Below are 17,983 nucleotides of genomic sequence, written 5' to 3' on the forward strand. Positions count from 1 at the left end.
CGCTCCGGGCCGCGGTCGCGGCCCGCGGCGGGCAAGCCGCCGGAGTGATCTTCCACGCGGACCGCGGATCGATACGTCCGCCGCGTTCGCCCAGGCCTGCGACCGGTACGGCATCCGCAGGAGCATGAGAAGGGTCGGCTCGAGCTACGACAATGCCCTCGCGGAGAGTTTCTGACAGGGTCTGAAGCGAGAGACGATGCACGGGAAGCTGTTCTCGACGATGCAACAGGCGAAACTGGAAATCTACCGGTGGCTCACCTACTACAACGCCCGCCGACGCCACAGCGCGCTCGACTACCTCTCCCCTATCGAGTTCGAACAGCAGCACCACACGACAGCTAGACTCCAACTCGCAGCATGAACCCCTGTGTCCACACTCCGGGGGTCACCTCACTCGCCGCCGTCCCCCATCCCGTAGACATCCCCAGGTGCTGAGGGTGGACGATCCGGCACGCCGGAGCAGACCGGTCGTCCACTCCCCGGCATCACGGCTGGTCAGCCTCCGAACAGCCCCGGACGAAAAGAGACCGTGCCGGGCGCGCAGCCAGCAGCGTGTACCGCACCGGTCCGGCTGCCGCCCGCAGGTCCGAGGTCGTCCTTCGACGTCCGCGCCCGCCACGCCGTCACCAGCTTCTCCGACACGTCCCCGAACAACTTCTGCGCCAGCTCCTGCGCACGCGCCCGCTGCAGCTTGTTCACCTCCGTCAGCAGACTGTCCAGGCGCAGCGCCCGGGCTCCGCCTTCAGCTCGGAGAAGAACGTCACCCCGCCGCCCGCCGAGTCCTCGACACCGCCGTCCTCAGCGACCAGGTTGTCCAGCCGGGACCGAGTCGCCGCCGAGAGCCGATCCACGGTGGCCGCGCAGAACCGTTCGTGGAAGGTAGTGACCGCCGAACTGAACAGGCGGGCGATGCGTCCCGGTGTCGGCGGCTCAGCGACCTGCCGGATCCTCGCCTCGGGCCGCGACTCGTACAGCGCGACCGCATCCGCCGTGAACTGCGGCGGACAGTTCATCACGACCGAGATGTCCGTTCCCAGATCCTCAGGATCCAGTGTCTCGTGTGTCCATGATCCGAGCTCAAGGCCGTGCCCGGTTCTGCCAGCCCTGCCCTACGACCGAGTGCCCAGCAGTACAGGAACGTCGAGCCGGCCATTGAGCATGAGGGAGGGGAAGGTCTGGAGGGCGGCGGCGGGTACGGCGATACGGATGCCCGGGAATCGTTCGAACAGTGCAGGCAGCGCTGTGGTGGCTTCGAGCCGGGCCAGCGGCGCACCGATGCACACATGGGGTCCGTGACCGAAGCCGGTGTGTCCGCCTTGCGGGCGTCGGGTGATGTCGAAGGTGGACGCCTCAGGACCGTAGCGTTCAGGGTCGCGGCCCATGGCCAGATAGTTGACCAGCAGAGGGTCTCCGCGCCGCACATCCGCGTCGCCGATCCGCACAGTCTGCGTGGCGTAGCGAGCGAAGAAAGAGGCGAGGGGAGCGTCGTAGCGCAGGATTTCCTCGACAGCACCGGCCCACAGTGCCGGGTCTCCCGTCGCCCGGCGCAGTTGCTCGGGGTGGGCGAGCAGCGCACGAAGACCATTGACCAGGACGTGCACGGTGGTTTCGTGGCCCGCCCCGATCACCACCAGGAGGGTGCCGATCAACTCCTCGTCGGAGTAGGGCTCGTCGACGCAAGCGGCCAGCAAACCGCTGACGAGATCATCCCCGGCCTCCATCCGGCGACGAGTAATCAGCTCGGTGATGAGCTCACGGATTCCCCGGACAGCAGCACTCTTCCGCTCGGCGGTCACGGCTTCACTGAAGAAGTCCTCGAACAGCACGCGCAACGTCTCATGCCAGCCCTCTGGGATCCCTAATAATGCGCCAATTACCTTCATCGGAACCTGGAACGCGAAAAGGGTGCGGTAGTCCACGATCCCTCCGTCGCTGGCCGCGGATGCCTCGGCAAGTCGGTCCAGTTGCTCCTCGACGATGGCGCTCACCCGCCCACGCAGAGCCTCCACTCGTGTCGGCGTGAGTGTCCGGGCGAGCGGGGCCCTCAGTCGGCGATGCTCCATGCCGTCCACGGTGATCATGATACGTGGCGTGTCCACGACAGCCCGCAAGGGCCAATCCGCCGGGACCTCTCCACGCTGCCAGGCGTGCCATACAGCGATGTCCTTCACGAAACGGGGGTCGACCAGCAGTGCCCGCCCCAACGCGTCGGACGTCACCACCCAGGCAGCCAAGCCGCCTGGGAGCTCGACGGGGACAAGCGGTCCGAAGTGCCGGAGACGAGCCGCTTGACGGTGCAGATCACCGTCGGAGGGGGCGATCCGGAGAGCGGGGCGGGACAAGGCCAGATCCACGGGCGGTACTCCGTTTACCTTGAGGGGCAGGAAGGGGTAGGACCCTGCTGTTTCCTCGCACCAGCATGACGGAAATCACACTCACGACGAAAGTTTCTCGGCTGAACTGCCGAGGCCAGCCTCAAGAAGATCAGGGAACCCTCGGGCGACAGAGCTCGGCACGTCGTGTTCTGAGCCCACACGGCATGTCTCGTGCTCAGAGATGGGTGTCAAGGCCCACGGTGCCCAGTGCCCGAAGCTGGTCAGGGCTGCGCCGGCGGTGGCGGCACCCGCACGAGACTGTCTCCCGCTCTCCTGGGTATGGGGCCATGGATGGCTCCGCTCGCAGGTGAGCTCAAGGCGCGTTCTCCGATTCTCCGTCGACAGCGGACGACCGACCCCGGCTCATGTCGGCACTGCACAGAGGGACCCCGGGCACCACTTCCGTTCTAGTGGTCGTCGCAACACCCCAGCTCAGGGGACGCGATGGACCATCAGATCCGTAAGGACCGGAGGCCGCAGGGGCGCAAGAAGCTGGTCGCCGAGAGGGCGGCATACTTCGAGCTCATGCGGCAGGGGTACAGCAACACAGAGGCATGCCGTCTGGTGGGGATCAACCGCCGGACCGGCAAGGCGTGGCGCTACGGGCGCAACGCTGGCAAGGGCCGACCGAAGGCGACGGTCAGGTGGGTGTTGTGCGGTGTCACCGCCACCTCCTCTACCGGTGCAAGGAAGGTCAGTGCCGGTCCTGTCTGCCGGTGGGTGGTCGGGTCCCATACGCGTACTGTTCCGTCGTCGCTGCCGGTGACCGCTATGGGACAGCCGTCCACCACCCCGTCGCCACCGACAGCACCCAGCTGGTATGGCCGGTGAGGCGTTCGCCGAACTGCTGTCCGGTGGTCAGGTCCCACACCCGCGCCGACTTGTCCAGCTGGCGGTGACGGTGATGGTGCGGCCGTCCACCACCCCCGTCGCCACCGCTGACACCTCGCGGTCGTGACCGGTGAACGCACGCCGGAACGGGGCATCGACATCGCTACCGGTCGCCCAGTCCACCCCCACCGGGCCGCGTCCAACGCCAGCAACTGCCGCCGCACCCCCGGTGCCGCTCCCCGATGCACATGCGCCGACGCCCGATACACCGCCGCCGCCAGCCGCGCCCCCGGACCCACCCCCGAATCCAGCAACCCCCACACAAGATCCGGATCACCGTTCACCAGCAACCCCGGATCCGACCACCACGCACCCGCCCCGGACAGAACCGCTGCCGAACCACCCTCACGCACACCATCACTCATGACCGGCACGTAGACGCCCCCACCGACACCCAACCCGAACCCGAAACCCGCTGCGTACATCTACTGACAACCACGACCCGACCAGGCCCCCCCAGCCCGGCCTGCCCCCGCAGGCTCCTGCCCTCCCGACCGTGCCGCATCCCACGGTGTGGAACTGTGTGGAACCGCCCGGGGCCATACGGACCCCGGCGCCGTCGATTCGCACGCAGGGCCACGAGCAGGACCAGGACGAACCGCCCCGGGCCAGCCCTACGGGTGCGGGGAAGGTCAGTGCCGGTCCTGTCCGCTGGTGGCCCGTGGCGGGGGCCGGTCAGCCGCAGCCACCGGCCCACCGAGACCACGATCACCTGCCACCGTTGGTGTGCAGTCATGGGCGGCGGTGCGGTCGTCCGTCCCAGCGGCGGGTCATCCACGCCCGGCGGATCACGCTGCGGACGGTGATGACGGTGCCGGCGAGGTCGAAGAACGCGTCGATGACGACGGCCCGGCGCTCATAACAGCGGGCGAGGCGCTGGAAGGCGTTCGGCCAGGCGTGGGTGCGCTCCACATGCCACCTCTGACATGCCTGGATGGGCGCCTTCTCGCCCTTGCGCGCGATCCGGCCGTGCAGGCCGCGTTCGGCAAGCAGGGCTCGGGTCCTGTCGGATTCGTAGCCTGCGTCCAGGTGCACGGTGATGTCGTCGGGCAGAGGTCCGAGGTCGTCCAGCAGGTCCAGGGTCGGGGCGAGCAGCGGGGAGTCGTGGCGATTGGCTCCGGCCAGGACGCGGCCCAGCGGAATTCGGAACGTTTCAGGCCGTCAGCTTCGTCGCGGAGGCGTTCGCGCAGGTTGAGGAGAAGGTGCAGGCCGACGGAGTCCATGTACGTGACGCCGGTCAGGTCGAGGTGCAGGGTGTAGCCGCGCTGGGTTAGGGCGTCGACGGCCTGGGTGAGGTCAGGCCGGGTGTCGAGGCGCAGCCGCCCAGTGCAGCTGGTGCCGATGAGACCTTCGGCGGATGGTGGGCAGAGGTGGCGTCGACCCGGGCGCGCCTGAGACCGGGGCGCCCACCTGGCACGAGCTGGCCGAGGACAGTCGACCAGGCACGCACGGCGGTTATGGGCAACGCGCCCGACGGGCAGACGAAAGACGCCCCGGTATTCCGCACAGGTGCGGAACAGCAGTCGGAGGCCGTATCGACGGCGAGGAAAGCGAAGGAACTAGTGCCACGAGTACGTGGAGAAGGAAGCCCCTTCATGGCCTCGCCACGGCCACGTTAACAGTCAGGCGGGGATCAGGTCACGCAGGTTTACCAGGGTGACGACCTTCGACTCCGGGTGCAGCCCGGCGGGCCGCTGCAAGCCGATGTAGGTGACGGGGCCGGCCGGAACTGTCGTGCCGTCCCAGAAAGTGATGGTCGTCGACGCACTGGTCATGAGCCCGGTGAGATGGCGCACGGTGAGCTGCTCGCGTTCGACGAAGGCGCGCAGCAGCGTTGCGAGCGTCACACGGTGGTACTCGACCCTGTTCGACGCCGGAGTTCCCTTCAGGTGGAGGTGCAGCCACTTGGCGCGCCATCGGCCGCCGGGGCCGCGCAGGAAGACCAGCGGAAGGGCGACCCGGCCGGGGCCTCGCAGTTCGGACTTCATGCGTACCGTGCGCGGCTCGAAGGGGCGTCCCTTCTGCTCGCCCTTGCGCAGCATGAAGCCGAAGAACGACTCCTCGACCTCGTCGAATCCCTCCCCGGAGAAGATGTTGACCTGCGGCACGATGTACGCCGCCCGCACCGCGCCCAGGCGGAGGTTGATGAACTCCGACGCACCGTCCGGGGCGTCTGTGATGTCGCCGGAGTGCTCGCCCCCGACACCGCGCAGGTTGGTGTACGACAGCCAGGAGGACGTGGAGTAGTCGGCGTTCAGGAGCGCCGCCGACAGGTCGTAGTCGGTTTTGTCCGTGCTCTGCTTCCAGTACACGAAGAAGCGCAGCAGCTTGCCGTTGACCGGGGAGACCGAGCCGCGCGGCAGCACGCCGAGACCGGACGCGGTGGCCTTGCCGCTGAGCGGCAGCGCCACGTCCAGGACCTCCGGGTCGATCAGCAGGTGGTCCGCGGCGGGCAGTCGTCGGCGCAGCTCGGCGTCGAGCGCGGCGTCGAGCCGCTGGCGCTCGGGCGCGGGCACCGGCCGACGGTTGTCGCCGGTGGCCCAGGCCCGGCCGAACCGGTTGACGAACACGCGTCGTCGGCCGGTCTCCCGCTGTCGGTTGTGCAGATGCTCGCGGACCGACAGCAGCACCCGGCCGGAGACCTCCGGGAGGGCCCGCTCGGCGGCGGCGACCACGGTGTCGCGCTCGCCCTGTGTGCAGGAGTCGCGCAGCAGCAGGTCGAGCGCACGCAGGAGCCGGCCCGGCGCGGCATTCAGCAGCTTGACGGCGGCGGTGATGTCGCCGCGGTCGAGGAGCTCCCCGACACGGCTGTCCAGCGAGCGTGCCGTCTTCTCGCCTCGGGCGACGGCGAACACGTCGGCGGCGTGCGGCCACTGCGGGTACTCGTGCGGGTGCAGCCGCTCGCCGAGCCGCTTCCACATCTCGCGGTGGGCGGCGACGTCCGCGAGTTTGGCGGGCGCCGCGGCAATGACCTTGTCGAGGCCCGCGAGGAGCGCCCGGCGGACCGGCCGGGGCAGGGTGCGCAGCCGCGTCGGTTCCTGCAGGGTGACATCGCCGCCGGCGAACGCGCAGGCAAGGCGGAGCACGTCGGTGACCGTGTCCAGCTGCAGGCCGGACCCGGCTGCCAGCCGGGCCTGGTTGACCACGGCCCGGTTCTCCCGTACCGGGATCTCCGCGGGCTGCGGGCCGTCCGTGCAGAGCACGGCGAGGTCCTGCAGATCGCGCAGGCCGTCCTCGCTGAGCGGCGTGGTGCTCCCGGCCAGCGCCAGGTAGAGGGCGCCGATCTCTTCGTCGAGGTCGTCGCCCAGGTGCAGGACCGTCACACGGTCTCCTGCCGAGGCGATCAGTTCGTCGTGGTGGGCGAGCATCTCGGCATACGCGTGGCGGTAGTTGCCGTAGGCGGGGAGCATGAGCAGATTCACGACGTCGGCGCTCAGCTGCTCCAGCGTGCCCGTGCGCACCTCGTCGTCGGCGAGCGCGCCAGCTATGCACTGCATCCAGAAGTCCAAGGTGTCTGGGACGTTCGCGGGGAAGTCGATGAAGTACACGTTGTGCCGGACGTGGTCGCCGACCATCTCCCGGACGGTTTCCAGCGTCTCCGTGGCGGTTTCGAGGACCGTGTCCCGGGAGAGGCCCGACAGATGCGCGAGGAGCTCGGCGGAGAGCTTGAAGCCCACGGACATCAGGGCGGCGTCGAGCTGCTGTGCCGTAGCGGTGCCCTCCCCGACGGGCCCTATGGGGCGGGGGACGCGGTGGGTGTGCCGGGTGACCAGGGAGCCGAGTCGGTGGACCATCCCGGGATGATCCCAGGACGGGTACGGCCGGCGCACCCGGATTTAGCGGTGCGCAAGGGCGGGGGCGGGCAGGCGGCAGGAATGGTCTGGCCACGGTCGGCAACCGTGGCCAGACCGGGCGCGTCCCGCATTCCGCGATGGCGTCGCCGAGGTCATCGTGGCCTCGAAGGGCACCAGCGAAACCGGACCGTGGACCAGGATTCGGCCGGACGGATCGATCGTGCGCGGATAGCGATTGGTTCATGGGCGGCGGTGCGGGCGTCCATCCCAGCGGTGAGTGGTCCATTCCTGGCGGATCGGGCTGCGGACGGTGATGACGGTGTCGGCGAGATCGAAGAACGCGTTGATCACGGTGGTCCGCCGCTCGTAGCGGCGGGCGAGGCGCTGGAAGGTGTTCTGCCAGGCGTGGGTACGCTCCACGTGCCACCTCTGACCTGCCTGGATCGGAGCCTTCTCGCCTTTGTGCGCGATTTTGCCGTGCAGGCCGCGTTCGGCGAGCAGGGCGCGGGTCTTGTCGGAGTCGTAGCCGGCGTCCGGGTGCACGGTGATGTCGTCGGGCAGAGGTCCGAGGTCGTCCAGCAGGTCCAGGGTCGAGGCGAGCAGCGGGGAGTCGTGGCGGTTGGCTCCGGCCAGGACGCGGCTCAACGGAATGCCGTAACCATCCGTCATGCCGGAGCGTTTCAGGCCCTGTTCGCCGCGGTCGACCGGCGAACGCCCGGCTGCTTCGCCGCCGCCGGGAGCCTTGGTGATGGCGCCGTCGACGGCGATCCGGTCGTAGGACTCCAGGGCGATCCTCTTGAACTCGGCGAAAACGCCCAGCCGTATCCACTCGTCGCGGCGGCTGCGGATCGTGGTGGCCGAGCAGGTCGGGTCGGCTATCGCCTCGTAAGAACAGCCGAAGCGCAGCAGTTGCAGCATCTTGTCGAAGACGATCCGGTCACTGATACGCCTGCGGTGGCAGCCCAGCGGATGGTCCGGCTGGTACTCCGGCCGCGCGGGCAGCAGGACCGCGAACTGGTCCCAGAGCGGTTCGGTCAGCCATGACGGCAGCGCGGGCACAGGTCTCCTCAGTGATCACAGAGCGTTGCAACTCCATGATCACCGGGACTGTTGCCCGATCTGCCGCCGGTATCCCCAACCGCGCCTATCCGCGTGACCTCTAAGTTCGACTCGTGGACGACGCTGAGATCACCATCAAGCTCACCCCCGACGAAGCCCTCGTCCTCTCGGACTGGCTGGAGCGAGTTCAGATGACGAACCTCAGCCGTCTGGTCGACGACCCAGCCGCGTGGGCCCCGATCCACAAGCTCGCGGGGACATTGGACAAGGCGCTTCCCGGGATCTTCGCTGCTGACTACGCGGAGCGGCTGGATGCGGCACGGCGCCGTCTGCGGGAGACCATGGGCAGCTTCTCCGAAGAGCAAGACGGCTGAGTCAGCTGTCCCGTCCGTCAGCGCGATTCCGTGAGAGCCATGTCAGTTGAGAACACTGAGGGCCAGCGTTCTCAATCAACATCGCACCCAACCAGGTCAACGGCTCGCCACCTGACAGACGCACTGCGACAGGACAGGCGCGATCGCGTGGTCGATCACCGCGACAGCGGAAGAGGCGCACGGCCTCGTCTCTCGCCTACTTCCTGCTGGGCGGTGCGTGTCTGCTGGTCGCCGTGGTGATGGCGACGGGCTTGGCGTCGAAGTGGGCCCGCGTGGGGGTGGAACATCTGGAATACCTGATTCCGGTCCTGATCCTCGGCGTGCCGGGTGTGGTGCTGACGTTCCGTGCGCCGGTGTTCGGCGTCTCCTACGGGTCGGCAGGGGTGAAGTACTCCGGGCTGCTCGGGGCGCACTCCTACGTCTGGGCCGACATCCGAAAGGTGCGGGTGGCCGTTCTGGAGGGCAAGGTCCACTCGTCCGACGTCCCGGAGGCCTCTTCCGCTCCGGCGAGCTTCCTACGCCTGGGCCATCACCCAACGCGGCATCACACGCCGACTCATGGGCCTCGGACGAGACCACGCTAACCTGGCGAGGAACCTACTAGGGCATAAGCGGCAATCCACCCACGCTAAATGCCCCCTGAGAGATGCCAGCCGCTCAAGGAATGTGCCCAGCGTCGGATCCGGAGGCGATTGATTGCGCCCTGCCGAAGTCAATCATTGATGACGAGAATGTCAATGGAGGTCGGCAGCGAAGTGGGCCAGTCGACGAAGACTCGTGTGAGAACGCCATTCTGCCGCGGCGCGAGGTTCAAGATGCTGATCTTTGCAGCACCTAGAAATTTCGGCCCGCCTCCCGGCGGAATTTCCGCGATGGACGCGAATGCTCGCGAATTTGGTCCTACAGGCGCCAATGGTCCTCCGAGCAGGTCAAGGTCAACAAGACCCTGGAGGCCGCCCAAAGGCAGTCGTATGGCGTAGGAACTCGGGCCGATCGCTGTGATCTGCGCCTCTTCCAGCGAGAACCTAAGGGTCGGAATTTCGTCCGGGACGTCTTGCATGGTCGCTCCCTGTCGCGATGGGTAAGACGCAACAACCTGTCACGTCCTGATTTCCAGCGTGCTTCCCCGCGCAGGAGAGCGCAACTTTCGTCACCTTCTCGAACATGTACTGAACTTGTCATTTAACCCTTGAGCTGCCCTTGCGTCGCCTCGTGGGCAGCGAGTTCCTCCGGAGTGCCGAGGAAGGCCGGCCCGCAGTCGGCGGGAAGGCGCTCCGAAACCATGGCGATGGCTTCCCCGACCGTCTCCGCAGGCCCCACGGTCTGCGAACGAAGAGGACCTGACACCCAGTAGCTGCCTCTGGCCGCGGGCTGGATGTAGGGGATGTCCCACGTCCACCGTTGTTCGGTGCACCGGCTGAAGTGCAGCTCGCCCATGCCGGTCCAAGGGAACAACTGCCGCAGGCGCGGTTCGGCATAAGCGGCTTCCAGCAGCTCAGGGCGCACGCGTCCGTCAGCGCGCACCTTCTGCCAGCCTGCTTCGACAGCGTCACCGCTCGATGTCCTCAGTGTCATTGGGACATCATGACCGGCACCACTCAGGCCCGCTGGGTGGGGGCGGCGCTTGCTCGTCGAGGTTTGGTCCCTGTCTTGTGGTGGGTCGGTCGCTGGTAGGACGTGCCGGTGGCGAGGATGCGTCCCACGTCGTGGAGGGTTGCGGGCCGCCGGTTCTTCGAGCCGGGTGGGCGGCAAGGATGAGCCAGGTCCAGCGGTCGGCGGCGGCCGAGTCGTGCATGCGGGGCCGCGTCCAGCCGAGGGTCTGCTTGAGCCTCCGGAAGGTGTGCTCGATGTCGAACCTTCGCAGGAACGCCTGCCAGCACCGGTCGACATCGGCCCGGGTGGCGCCGGTGCGTGACCACCACAGCCAGACCGGCTTGTTCACCCCGCCGGACGGCAGGTGCTCGACCGTCAGGCGGATGACCGTTCCCTCGATGACGGGCAGCGGCCCTTTGTGCTCCAGCCACGCGGCCCGCTGGGTCAACCGAGGGTGCAGCCGGTCCCACGCCTGGGCGGTGGCCTTGCCGTAAAGGCGGGTGTCGGTGACCGTGACGGCCTGCTCGGCGCCCCAGGTGGCGGGGTCGCCGAAGACGAACTCCCCGCCGTGCTTGGGCGGCCGTCCGCCCTTCGGGTGGGCCAGGAGAAACTCCTCCTGCGAGGGCGCCGGGCGGCGCATCACCCGGTCTGACCGGGTCCGGCCCAGTACCTCGACGGGCAGCCCGGACAGCAGATGGGCGATGCGCGGGGCGTCGTAGCCGGCGTCCAGCACGACAAGAATCTCCGGGTCTCCGTCGGCCCACTGGCCTGCGGCGACGAGCCGTTCGACCACCTCGCGGACCTGGTCGGCGGTGACAGCGGCCAGGTCCGTGCCAGGGGCCAGGCGAACCGCGTCCAGGAACGCGGAGCAAGAGGTGCGGCCGCTCTCCAGGGCGACGACGACCGAGTACGGCCAGCCGGGCATCATCTGATGCTTCGCGTTGCCGTGACCATAGGTGTGGCAGAACGAGCGGTCCGGCAGGGTCCCCGCGTCCGGGCGAAGCCACGGTGAGACGTCCACCGCCAACACCAACCGACCGTCCGCGGCCCTCGGCAGCGGCACTCCGGCCAGGGCCCGCCGCAGCCGGGCGACATCGACTCGCCCGCGGTTGAGACCGGCATAGAGCGCGCCGTGACCCCGGTGGTGCTCGGGCGCCAGCGCGAGATCGACCAGCGACCGCACCGGCCCGTCGGTGCACAGCACCGCGTCCGTCAGCTCGAACAACGCGTCCGCGCGGGCGGTCAAGCAGTCGTAGAACTCGGTCCGGAACCGGGACACCACGGTCAGCGACTCGACTCGGACAGCGTCGTGCAGCAGACTCACCCTCGCGGCCTTGGCATGATCAACAGCGTCTCGACAACGCACATGATCACACCAAGGCCGCACCGCTGTCACATCGCCCACCGGTGGCCAACTCACCTTTCAGCAGCGGACGTTAAAAAACAAGCTCAGCGAAACGGCCCGTCGTCGGCGAAGGCGTGCGCGGCGAAGCGTTTTCCCATCCGGCGGTAGGCGGCGGCGGTGGGGTGCAGGCCGTCGGCAAGGTCATCCACCTCGTGCGGGCCGAGCAGTTCGCGTCCGTCGAGATAGTGCAGGTGGGGATCGCGTGCTCGCCGGTCCGCCACGATTCGGGCCAGTTCGTCACGGACCACCGTCAGCGACAACGCCCCGCGGGCCACATCGGCCGGGTCGCCCAGGGCTGTGATCTTCCCGTCAGGACCCATCGCGGTCGGGCCAGGGGTCGTGTCGAGTGCCGGACAGCTCACCGGGGACATCAGCAGCAGCGGGGTGTCCGGGTGGCCGTCCCGGATCGTGTCCAGGAATCCGTGCACCGCCGGGCCGAACGTCCGCAGCCGGAATGTGGCCAGGCCCACGATGTTGACGCCCACCTTGAGGCTGATCAGGTCGGCGGGCATGTCGCGGATCGTCCGGGCGACATAGGGGTCCAGCATGGCGTTGCCAGCCTGGCTGAGGTTGATCACCTCCACTCCCCCGAGCGAAGCCGCCACCACCGGCCAGGTACCGGTCGGGCCATCGGCTTCGAGGCAGTGGCTGATGGAACTGCCGTGGTGCACCCAGCGGCGCCGACCGTCCGGCAACGGTGCCAGCACCTCGCCATCAGCACGCAGTGCCACCAGTTCCGTGGGGGTCTGCTGGGGCAGCCACAACTCGACGTTCTTCATACCCATCGGCAGCCCGGCGAACCGCACGGTCCCCGGCTCCCCTGGGACCAGTCGCTGCGCGGTCCCAGGGCCCGCCATCCGCACCACATTGCCCATCGGTGCTTGTCGGCGCCCGGCAGGGGCACCGTCCACCAGCAGTTCCAGCATCCCGGTCGGGCGAGGTCGGGGGTCGGTGTAGAGCTGTCCTGTGGAGGTGAGTACCTCGAACTCAAGCTCACGCGCATCGGTACGGAACACCAGCCGTACCCCTGAAGGCATCACCGTCACTCCGTAGACCGACGGGTCCTGGTACTGCTCCTTGGTCCACGCGGGCAACCGGCGAGGCATCACCCCCGCCTGCGTCCGCTCCAAGTCCAGCGCACCTCGTAACTCCACCGGCCCGCCCACCAGCGGAAATGCCCGCATTGCCACCGTCACGACTCCCCAACGTTCTCAGGTCCGGATGTGAGTACGCACCCGCGAGTTCTCTACCGCCACCCTGGCACACAAGCCGACACGCTCAACTGGCCAAGCACAACGCTCACTGGCCAGCTGAAACGCTCAGTCGCATCCGGGCTCGCGGGCTGTTCGGGGCGCGGCTGCTACAGGTCGAACTCGAGGTGTTCGACGTCGGTGAACCGGACCTCATCCAGGGAGCCGGCGCGGTGGCCGCCGTCCTGGAAGTAGACCTCTTTGAGGGCTTCGGCCGCGATCTCCTGGAGTTCGGTGTCGCTGGCGTCGGCCGCCTGCACGTCGAAGAGGCGGGCGGCGTAGCGGGGCGGCAGGGCGACGGTCAGGTGCCGGATGCGGTCCTGGTCGGAGGAGTGTGGCGCAATCTTTCGAACGTTCTTGCATGTCAGAGCCTTCCAGTTCGTTGAACGAGTGAAAGACCAGGGTTACTGAGATTGAACTCGTGGTGTCGTAGAGGCTGACGGCTGGCCGTCCGTGCGGTATCACCGGGGCATGCGGTATCCACAAGGGGGCGGGCTGACCGCCGAACGGCAGCAGTTCCGCGAGGAGTTACGGCTGAAGGCGGCCGAGCGGTTCGCCCGGGGCGAGGCGAGCTCGGTGATCGCCAAGGACCTGCGGGTCAGCGTGCGTTCGGTGCAGCGATGGCGGCAGATGTGGGACAAGGACGGTCCGCGGGCCCTGCGGTCGCAGGGCCCGGCGTCGCTGCCGAGATTGAGCGAGAAGCAGTTCGCCCAGCTGGAGGCGGAGCTGGCCAAGGGCCCGGCCGCGCACGGCTGGGAAGACCAACGCTGGACCCTGAGCCGCGTGAAGACGGTGATCGGCCGGCGCTTCCACCTGACCTACACGGTCCAGGGCGTGCGCAAGCTGCTGGTTCGTAACGGCTGGTCCTGCCGGGTCCCGGCCCGGCGCGCGATGGAGCGGGACGACGATGAGGTGGCCGGGTGGGTCAAGGAGGTGTGGCCCTGCGCGGAAGGCTCGCGGCGGCCCGTGGAGCCTGGCTGGTCTTCGAGGACGAAGCCGGCTTCGCCATGACGCCGCCGCACGCGAAGACGTGGTCCCGGCGCGGCCGGACCCCGGTGGTGAGGGTCCGCGGACGCTCCCGCAGACGAATATCGATCGCGGCGCTGACCTGCTACAGGCCCGGCCACCGGTCCCGCCTGATCTACCGGCCGCGCAGGGACGACGGCCAACGTGACGGCCGCAAGAGCTTCTCCTGGCGCGACTACCGGGACCTGCTGATCGCCGCCCACCAACAGCTCGGCGGCCCGATCGTGCTCGTCTGGGACAACCTCAACGTCCACAAGGCCGCCGGCCCGCGGGAGTTCGCCACCTCTCGGGACTGGCTGACCATCTACCACCTGCCGCCCTACGCACCTGACCCCAACCCCGTCGAAGGGATCTGGTCACCCCTGCGGCGCGGCTGGCTCTCCAACGTCGCCTTCAGCACCCCCGACCACCTCGTCCAGCGCATCCGACGCGGTCTACGCCACATCCAGTACCGCAGCGACCTCATAGACGGCTGCCTCACCGAGACCGGCCTGACCATCAAACCCACCTGAGTAACCCAGCGACATCACGAGTTCAACCTCAGTAGTTGGTAATCTGAGGAACATTTTCTGTCCACTGTCCTCCACTTCGTGTCCGCGCAGGTCAACAGCACTGAGAAACGACCGGAAGGTTCTGGACACGACGGACGGATCGACCGAAAGGCAGCATCAGTGCACGATGAAGACCGGCCTACCCACAGGCTGTCCGGCAACCTGCACGGAACCTACGAGACCAAAGCCCTTGCTCAATGGCTGCGTAAGCTTGTTGGCGACCGGAGCACGCACATGCTGCACGACGCCTTCCCCTACAGCCCCGGGGAAAGCCAGTGGAGCGACATCCTCAGCGGCCGCAAGTTGATCTCCCTTACCCAACTGACGGGTTTGGTCAACTACCTGGTCCCCGACCAGACCCGGCGGCAGGCGTATCTGCACGACGGGGCACAACTGATGGAAGCCGCAGAACGAGCCGAGGCCGCCCGCAGAGCAGCCAGGTCCAAATCTCGCACTGCTCCCGGCAACACCGGACCGACCGTCCGCAGAAGGGTCGTGTCCGCGCCGCCCCCGGACGGGGCGGACAACAACTCCGAAACCGCCGAGGAAGAGCCCCTCGCCGTTCCCGAAGGCAACAAGCCGCAGGACCACGGCGCCGCGCCCTCGGCGGGCGGGACGGGAACAAGTCCTGCCGTAGTCCAGCCCGGCGGGCACGGACGAGGCCCACGCATCGCACTGATCGGCACCGCCTGCCTCGCCCTTCTCGCCGGCGGAGGCTGGCTCACCTGGGACCATCTGAATGAAAACGGACAGAACTCCGGCACATCCGGCACCACTGCCACCAGCCCGGTTCCGGACGAATCCCTGAAGCGACTCAGCGAGGCACGGGAAGGAAAAAGAAAATTCAAGATCGGCGTAAAAAGAAAGCAGGGAGGCCTGAGTGAATACAAGAACGGCGACTGGGTGGGCATGGAAATTGAATACGCCGAAGCGGTCGTCCAAGCAATGGGCCTCGAGGAAGGAGAATACGAATTCAGGGATTCATCAACGGAGAATCGGGCCGCTTCCCTGAACGGGCCGGAGAGGGACAGTAGAGTGGATATTTTCGTCGGAACCTATGGAATCTCGAAGGACCGCGAGGCCGGAAAGGACGGGAACAACCCTCCCGTTCTTTTCGCCGGACCGTACTTCACAACTCCCCAGAGCGTCATGCTACAACGTTACAAGAAGTCCAAGAGTGCGCAAATCGGAGGGGAAAGCGTCAAGGACGTAAAAACCCTCAGAGACGCCCTCAATCATGGAGCCCAGGTATGTGTCGTCGCGGAGTCTAGGGCACAAAGATACATGGAGGAGAAGTACCCGAATACCATCCTCGAAAAAGAGAGCGACTACAATTCCTGCGTCACCAAACTTAAGGATGATTACGATGCGCTACTGGCAGATTCCACCATCCTGAATGAATTCCAGAAACGCAATACGGAAGATTACATCATCGCGTCGGATCAACTCCCCTACCTCCATGATGAGAACTACGGAATCGGGCTGGGTAAGGACAGTTTCAGCCTCCGGTATGAGGTTTGTAAAGCAATGAAGAAGGTGACGAAAAAAAGGAATGAGATTTATGGGAATCTGGCAAAAGAAGTAGACAGGAAACTGCCTTCCGTGAAGGGCTGCTGACCCTGCCCCACCCCACCGGACTCCCCTGATACTGGGAGCGGATGGCGGCCACCGCGGTGTACGGAGCGCCGCCGGCCGCCGGGGCCACGGTCCGGGGCCGACGATCCGCCAGCCGCCCCGGAATACGGAGCGAACCTCACACCCCAACCGGCCACCGCCGGGCTCGCGCTCGCCCCTCAGGACCTCACCGGGCTGGTCGTGCCGGATGTCACGCCGTGTCACACGTGACAGCGGGGCGGGCGGCCTGTGGCCCCCAGTGCTGGCCCGAGAGGGGAACCGGGTGTGACAGCGTGACAGCACCCGCGTGCGGCCCGGCTGGCAATGTGCTCCTTGTAGGCCACCACGACGATGGGGCCATCCCCGCGTGCGCGGGGACCACAGTTCGTGACCTGGGGGCTTTCCCGGCTCGGCCTGGCTGGGTCAGCCGTCAACGTGCACATCGACCAGGAGGTCTCCGGTCTCGCCCCCGTTTCTTCCAGCGCCTCCCATTCCTCTTACGAGCTGGTGCGTGATTGCATTGGAGGCGTGGGGGCCTCAACTGGGGTTTTTTGTCAGCCGGTGGTGTTGCGGTCGGAGACGAGGCCGGCGATGGCCCGGTAGATGGCGGGCAGGGTCTCCCGGCGGTGGGTCCAGCGGGTCAGTTGCTTCCAGCGTTTGTGGTCGGCGAGGGCGTGTTCGACGGTGATGCGTTTCGAGGAGTGCCGGTGTCGGGCTCGTAGGCGGGCTTCGAGGACCTCGGGCGGGCTGATCCTGTTTCCCTTCCTGGGTGGGGTCACCGCTTGGCCGGGGTGATCGCGGCGGAGCCCGAGGTAGCCGTCGTCCAGGAGGATCTCCACGTCGGGAAAGTGCCGGAAACAGGTACCGATGCCTTCGTTGCGTGCGGCGGTCGCGTCGTGCATCCGCCCTGGTCGCAGGGCGTCGGTCCAGAGCGTGCGGCCCTGGTGGTCGGCGACGACGGTGGCCTTCATCGTGTTCTGTTTCTTCTTGCCCGAGACGAACGCACGGCGCCCGCCGCGGCCGGACGGGGGCCGGCGGACCTGGACCTCGGTGGCGTCCAACCGCAGCTCGATGCCCTCGGCCTGGGCGTATGCGAACACATCCGCCAGGGTCCCAGCCGCAGGCCGGGCCGGTCCGGGACCGCGCATCCCCGTTCGACCAGCAGCCCTCGTATCTCGCCGACCGCACGGGTGATGGTGGAGCGGTCAACGCCGAACAACAGCCCCAACGCCGCATGCGGCACATCGTGCCGCAGGTGAATCAGCGTGGCCACGCCCGGTCGACGAACACCAGCCGATGCCGGGCACCGGCTCCTGCCTCGCGCTTCCTGGCCCCACCGCGAGCCTCGTGACGACGCCCCTCGACCACGGCCTGCCACGGTCCCGCCAACTCCTCGACCAGAGAGACGAGATGCCCCCGGGAGACCCCGGTGAACACCTGATGCGCGAGAACCGTCCGAATGAGCGTGATCGCCACATCCGGATCATGCCACCCACCAGCCAGAACACATCACCCTCTATCACGCACCAGCTCGTAAGACGGAAAGCGGCGCGCAGGAACTACGAGGAGATCCGCAAGTATGCGCTGCCCAACGCGTTGCGGAACCGGCCAGCCGGTCCCGACATCGTCGCGTGGCCGGGGCTTTCCTACGCCCTGCTCTTCCTGGAGTGGGAGGCAAGATATCCGCAGGAGTGGACACGGCATGCCAAGGCATGGGGAACGAAGCAGGACCTCATCCCAGACGTGGCTGTCGCCCACCACGATGAGACGGTCAGAACCAAGCTTGCCGACCTGATCGAGATCGTTGTCCAGCGGCCCTACCGGTGCAAGGACCGCGAGTACGTGCGCGCGGCCAGGGCTGTGGACAGTAACGACATGCGCACCAGGTTAAAAACGGCCGCCCGTTCGGGCAATCCATGGGCGCAGCGCCATGCCGGATACATTCTCTGGCTCCTGGACCGCCCCGAAGTGCCGAATACGCGTCACGTCTGACGGACCTGGCTGGCGGCGGCATCCAGAGAGTAAGCACTGATTGGCACCGCCCGGGGGGC

At 67.3% G+C, this 17,983-nt stretch carries 16 protein-coding genes and 5 pseudogenes; 8 read left to right on the forward strand and 13 right to left on the reverse strand.

The genetic code is table 11. From position 1 onward, the window contains the following. Nucleotides 1-181 precede the first annotated feature (181 nt). A complete protein-coding gene (locus tag ABT170_RS31395) occupies nt 182-361 on the forward strand; it encodes an IS3 family transposase (RefSeq protein ID WP_351873181.1) in 180 nt (59 codons plus the stop codon). A 134-nt stretch (nt 362-495) separates the two neighbouring features. On the opposite strand, the gene ABT170_RS31400 is transcribed toward ABT170_RS31395, so the two are convergent. The 3 genes from ABT170_RS31400 to ABT170_RS31410 all read right to left on the reverse strand — a co-directional run bounded on the left by ABT170_RS31400 (nt 496) and on the right by ABT170_RS31410 (nt 2,222). Beyond that, nucleotides 496-699, reverse strand: a complete 204-nt coding sequence (locus ABT170_RS31400; RefSeq protein ID WP_351872996.1) for a hypothetical protein — start codon at nt 697-699, stop codon at nt 496-498. Nucleotides 700-704: 5 nt separating this feature from the next. Then, nucleotides 705-1,013 carry a hypothetical protein gene (locus ABT170_RS31405; protein ID WP_351872998.1) on the reverse strand — a complete coding sequence of 103 codons (309 nt, stop codon included), beginning with the start codon at nt 1,011-1,013 and terminating at the stop codon, nt 705-707. Between the two features lie 96 nt (nt 1,014-1,109). After that, nucleotides 1,110-2,222, reverse strand: coding sequence for a cytochrome P450 (locus ABT170_RS31410; RefSeq protein ID WP_351873001.1), 1,113 nt, complete (start codon nt 2,220-2,222; stop codon nt 1,110-1,112). Nucleotides 2,223-2,819: 597 nt separating this feature from the next. Here ABT170_RS31410 and ABT170_RS40670 point away from each other — a divergent pair. Then, nucleotides 2,820-3,011 (forward strand): annotated as a pseudogene (locus ABT170_RS40670) (IS30 family transposase); the annotation flags it as partial. 184 nt (nt 3,012-3,195) lie between these two features. After that, nucleotides 3,196-3,333, forward strand: a complete 138-nt coding sequence (locus ABT170_RS31415; protein ID WP_351873004.1) for a hypothetical protein — start codon at nt 3,196-3,198, stop codon at nt 3,331-3,333. A gap of 665 nt (nt 3,334-3,998) precedes the next feature. On the opposite strand, the pseudogene ABT170_RS31420 reads toward ABT170_RS31415, so the two are convergent. The 4 genes and pseudogenes from ABT170_RS31420 to ABT170_RS31435 form a co-directional block, all read right to left on the reverse strand. Next, nucleotides 3,999-4,415, reverse strand: a pseudogene (locus tag ABT170_RS31420) (transposase); the annotation flags it as partial. Between the two features lie 23 nt (nt 4,416-4,438). Continuing rightward, a pseudogene (locus tag ABT170_RS31425) lies at nt 4,439-4,789 on the reverse strand (STAS domain-containing protein); the annotation flags it as partial. 99 nt (nt 4,790-4,888) lie between these two features. Beyond that, nucleotides 4,889-7,060: a TerD family protein gene (locus ABT170_RS31430; protein WP_351873007.1), complete on the reverse strand. Its 2,172-nt coding sequence runs from the start codon at nt 7,058-7,060 to the stop codon at nt 4,889-4,891. A gap of 240 nt (nt 7,061-7,300) precedes the next feature. Further along, nucleotides 7,301-8,119 (reverse strand): IS5 family transposase, encoded by an 819-nt coding sequence (locus tag ABT170_RS31435; RefSeq protein WP_351873010.1) that lies wholly within the window; start codon nt 8,117-8,119, stop codon nt 7,301-7,303. Nucleotides 8,120-8,232: 113 nt separating this feature from the next. Between ABT170_RS31435 and ABT170_RS31440 the strand changes: the two genes are divergently transcribed. Continuing rightward, nucleotides 8,233-8,493, forward strand: coding sequence for a hypothetical protein (locus ABT170_RS31440; RefSeq protein WP_351873012.1), 261 nt, complete (start codon nt 8,233-8,235; stop codon nt 8,491-8,493). A 233-nt stretch (nt 8,494-8,726) separates the two neighbouring features. Continuing rightward, nucleotides 8,727-9,077 (forward strand): hypothetical protein, encoded by a 351-nt coding sequence (locus ABT170_RS31445; protein WP_351873014.1) that lies wholly within the window; start codon nt 8,727-8,729, stop codon nt 9,075-9,077. Between the two features lie 128 nt (nt 9,078-9,205). On the opposite strand, the gene ABT170_RS31450 is transcribed toward ABT170_RS31445, so the two are convergent. From ABT170_RS31450 to tpg, 5 genes and pseudogenes are all read right to left on the reverse strand, one after another. Continuing rightward, on the reverse strand, nt 9,206-9,553 hold the full coding sequence (locus ABT170_RS31450) for a hypothetical protein (RefSeq protein ID WP_329940273.1): 348 nt from the start codon (nt 9,551-9,553) through the stop codon (nt 9,206-9,208). 122 nt (nt 9,554-9,675) lie between these two features. Beyond that, on the reverse strand, nt 9,676-10,068 hold the full coding sequence (locus ABT170_RS31455; RefSeq protein WP_329940272.1) for a DUF6193 family natural product biosynthesis protein: 393 nt from the start codon (nt 10,066-10,068) through the stop codon (nt 9,676-9,678). A gap of 7 nt (nt 10,069-10,075) precedes the next feature. Then, a complete protein-coding gene (locus ABT170_RS31460; RefSeq protein WP_351873018.1) occupies nt 10,076-11,410 on the reverse strand; it encodes an NF041680 family putative transposase in 1,335 nt (444 codons plus the stop codon). 125 nt (nt 11,411-11,535) lie between these two features. Continuing rightward, on the reverse strand, nt 11,536-12,675 hold the full coding sequence (locus ABT170_RS31465) for a GDSL-type esterase/lipase family protein (RefSeq protein WP_351873184.1): 1,140 nt from the start codon (nt 12,673-12,675) through the stop codon (nt 11,536-11,538). 176 nt (nt 12,676-12,851) lie between these two features. Next, nucleotides 12,852-13,073, reverse strand: a pseudogene (gene tpg, locus ABT170_RS31470) (telomere-protecting terminal protein Tpg); the annotation flags it as partial. Nucleotides 13,074-13,212: 139 nt separating this feature from the next. Between tpg and ABT170_RS40675 the strand changes: the two are divergent. Further along, a protein-coding gene (locus ABT170_RS40675; protein ID WP_502970588.1) for an IS630 family transposase occupies nt 13,213-14,279 on the forward strand; the annotation gives its coding sequence in 2 pieces (ribosomal slippage) (nt 13,213-13,656 and nt 13,659-14,279; 1,065 coding nt in all). Between the two features lie 78 nt (nt 14,280-14,357). Beyond that, complete coding sequence (locus ABT170_RS31485) at nt 14,358-15,935, forward strand: type 2 periplasmic-binding domain-containing protein (RefSeq protein WP_351873024.1); 1,578 nt, start codon at nt 14,358-14,360, stop codon at nt 15,933-15,935. Nucleotides 15,936-16,486: 551 nt separating this feature from the next. On the opposite strand, the pseudogene ABT170_RS31490 reads toward ABT170_RS31485, so the two are convergent. Next, nucleotides 16,487-17,408, reverse strand: a pseudogene (locus ABT170_RS31490) (transposase). Between ABT170_RS31490 and ABT170_RS31495 the strand changes: the two are divergent. After that, entirely contained in the window at nt 17,343-17,924 is a 582-nt protein-coding gene (locus ABT170_RS31495) for a hypothetical protein (protein WP_351873027.1), read from the forward strand. The pseudogene ABT170_RS31490 and the gene ABT170_RS31495 overlap by 66 nt on opposite strands. Nucleotides 17,925-17,983: the final 59 nt, after the last annotated feature.

Origin of the sequence: Streptomyces sp. NPDC001787 (assembly GCF_040297465.1) — a bacterium.
Classification (GTDB): domain Bacteria; phylum Actinomycetota; class Actinomycetes; order Streptomycetales; family Streptomycetaceae; genus Streptomyces.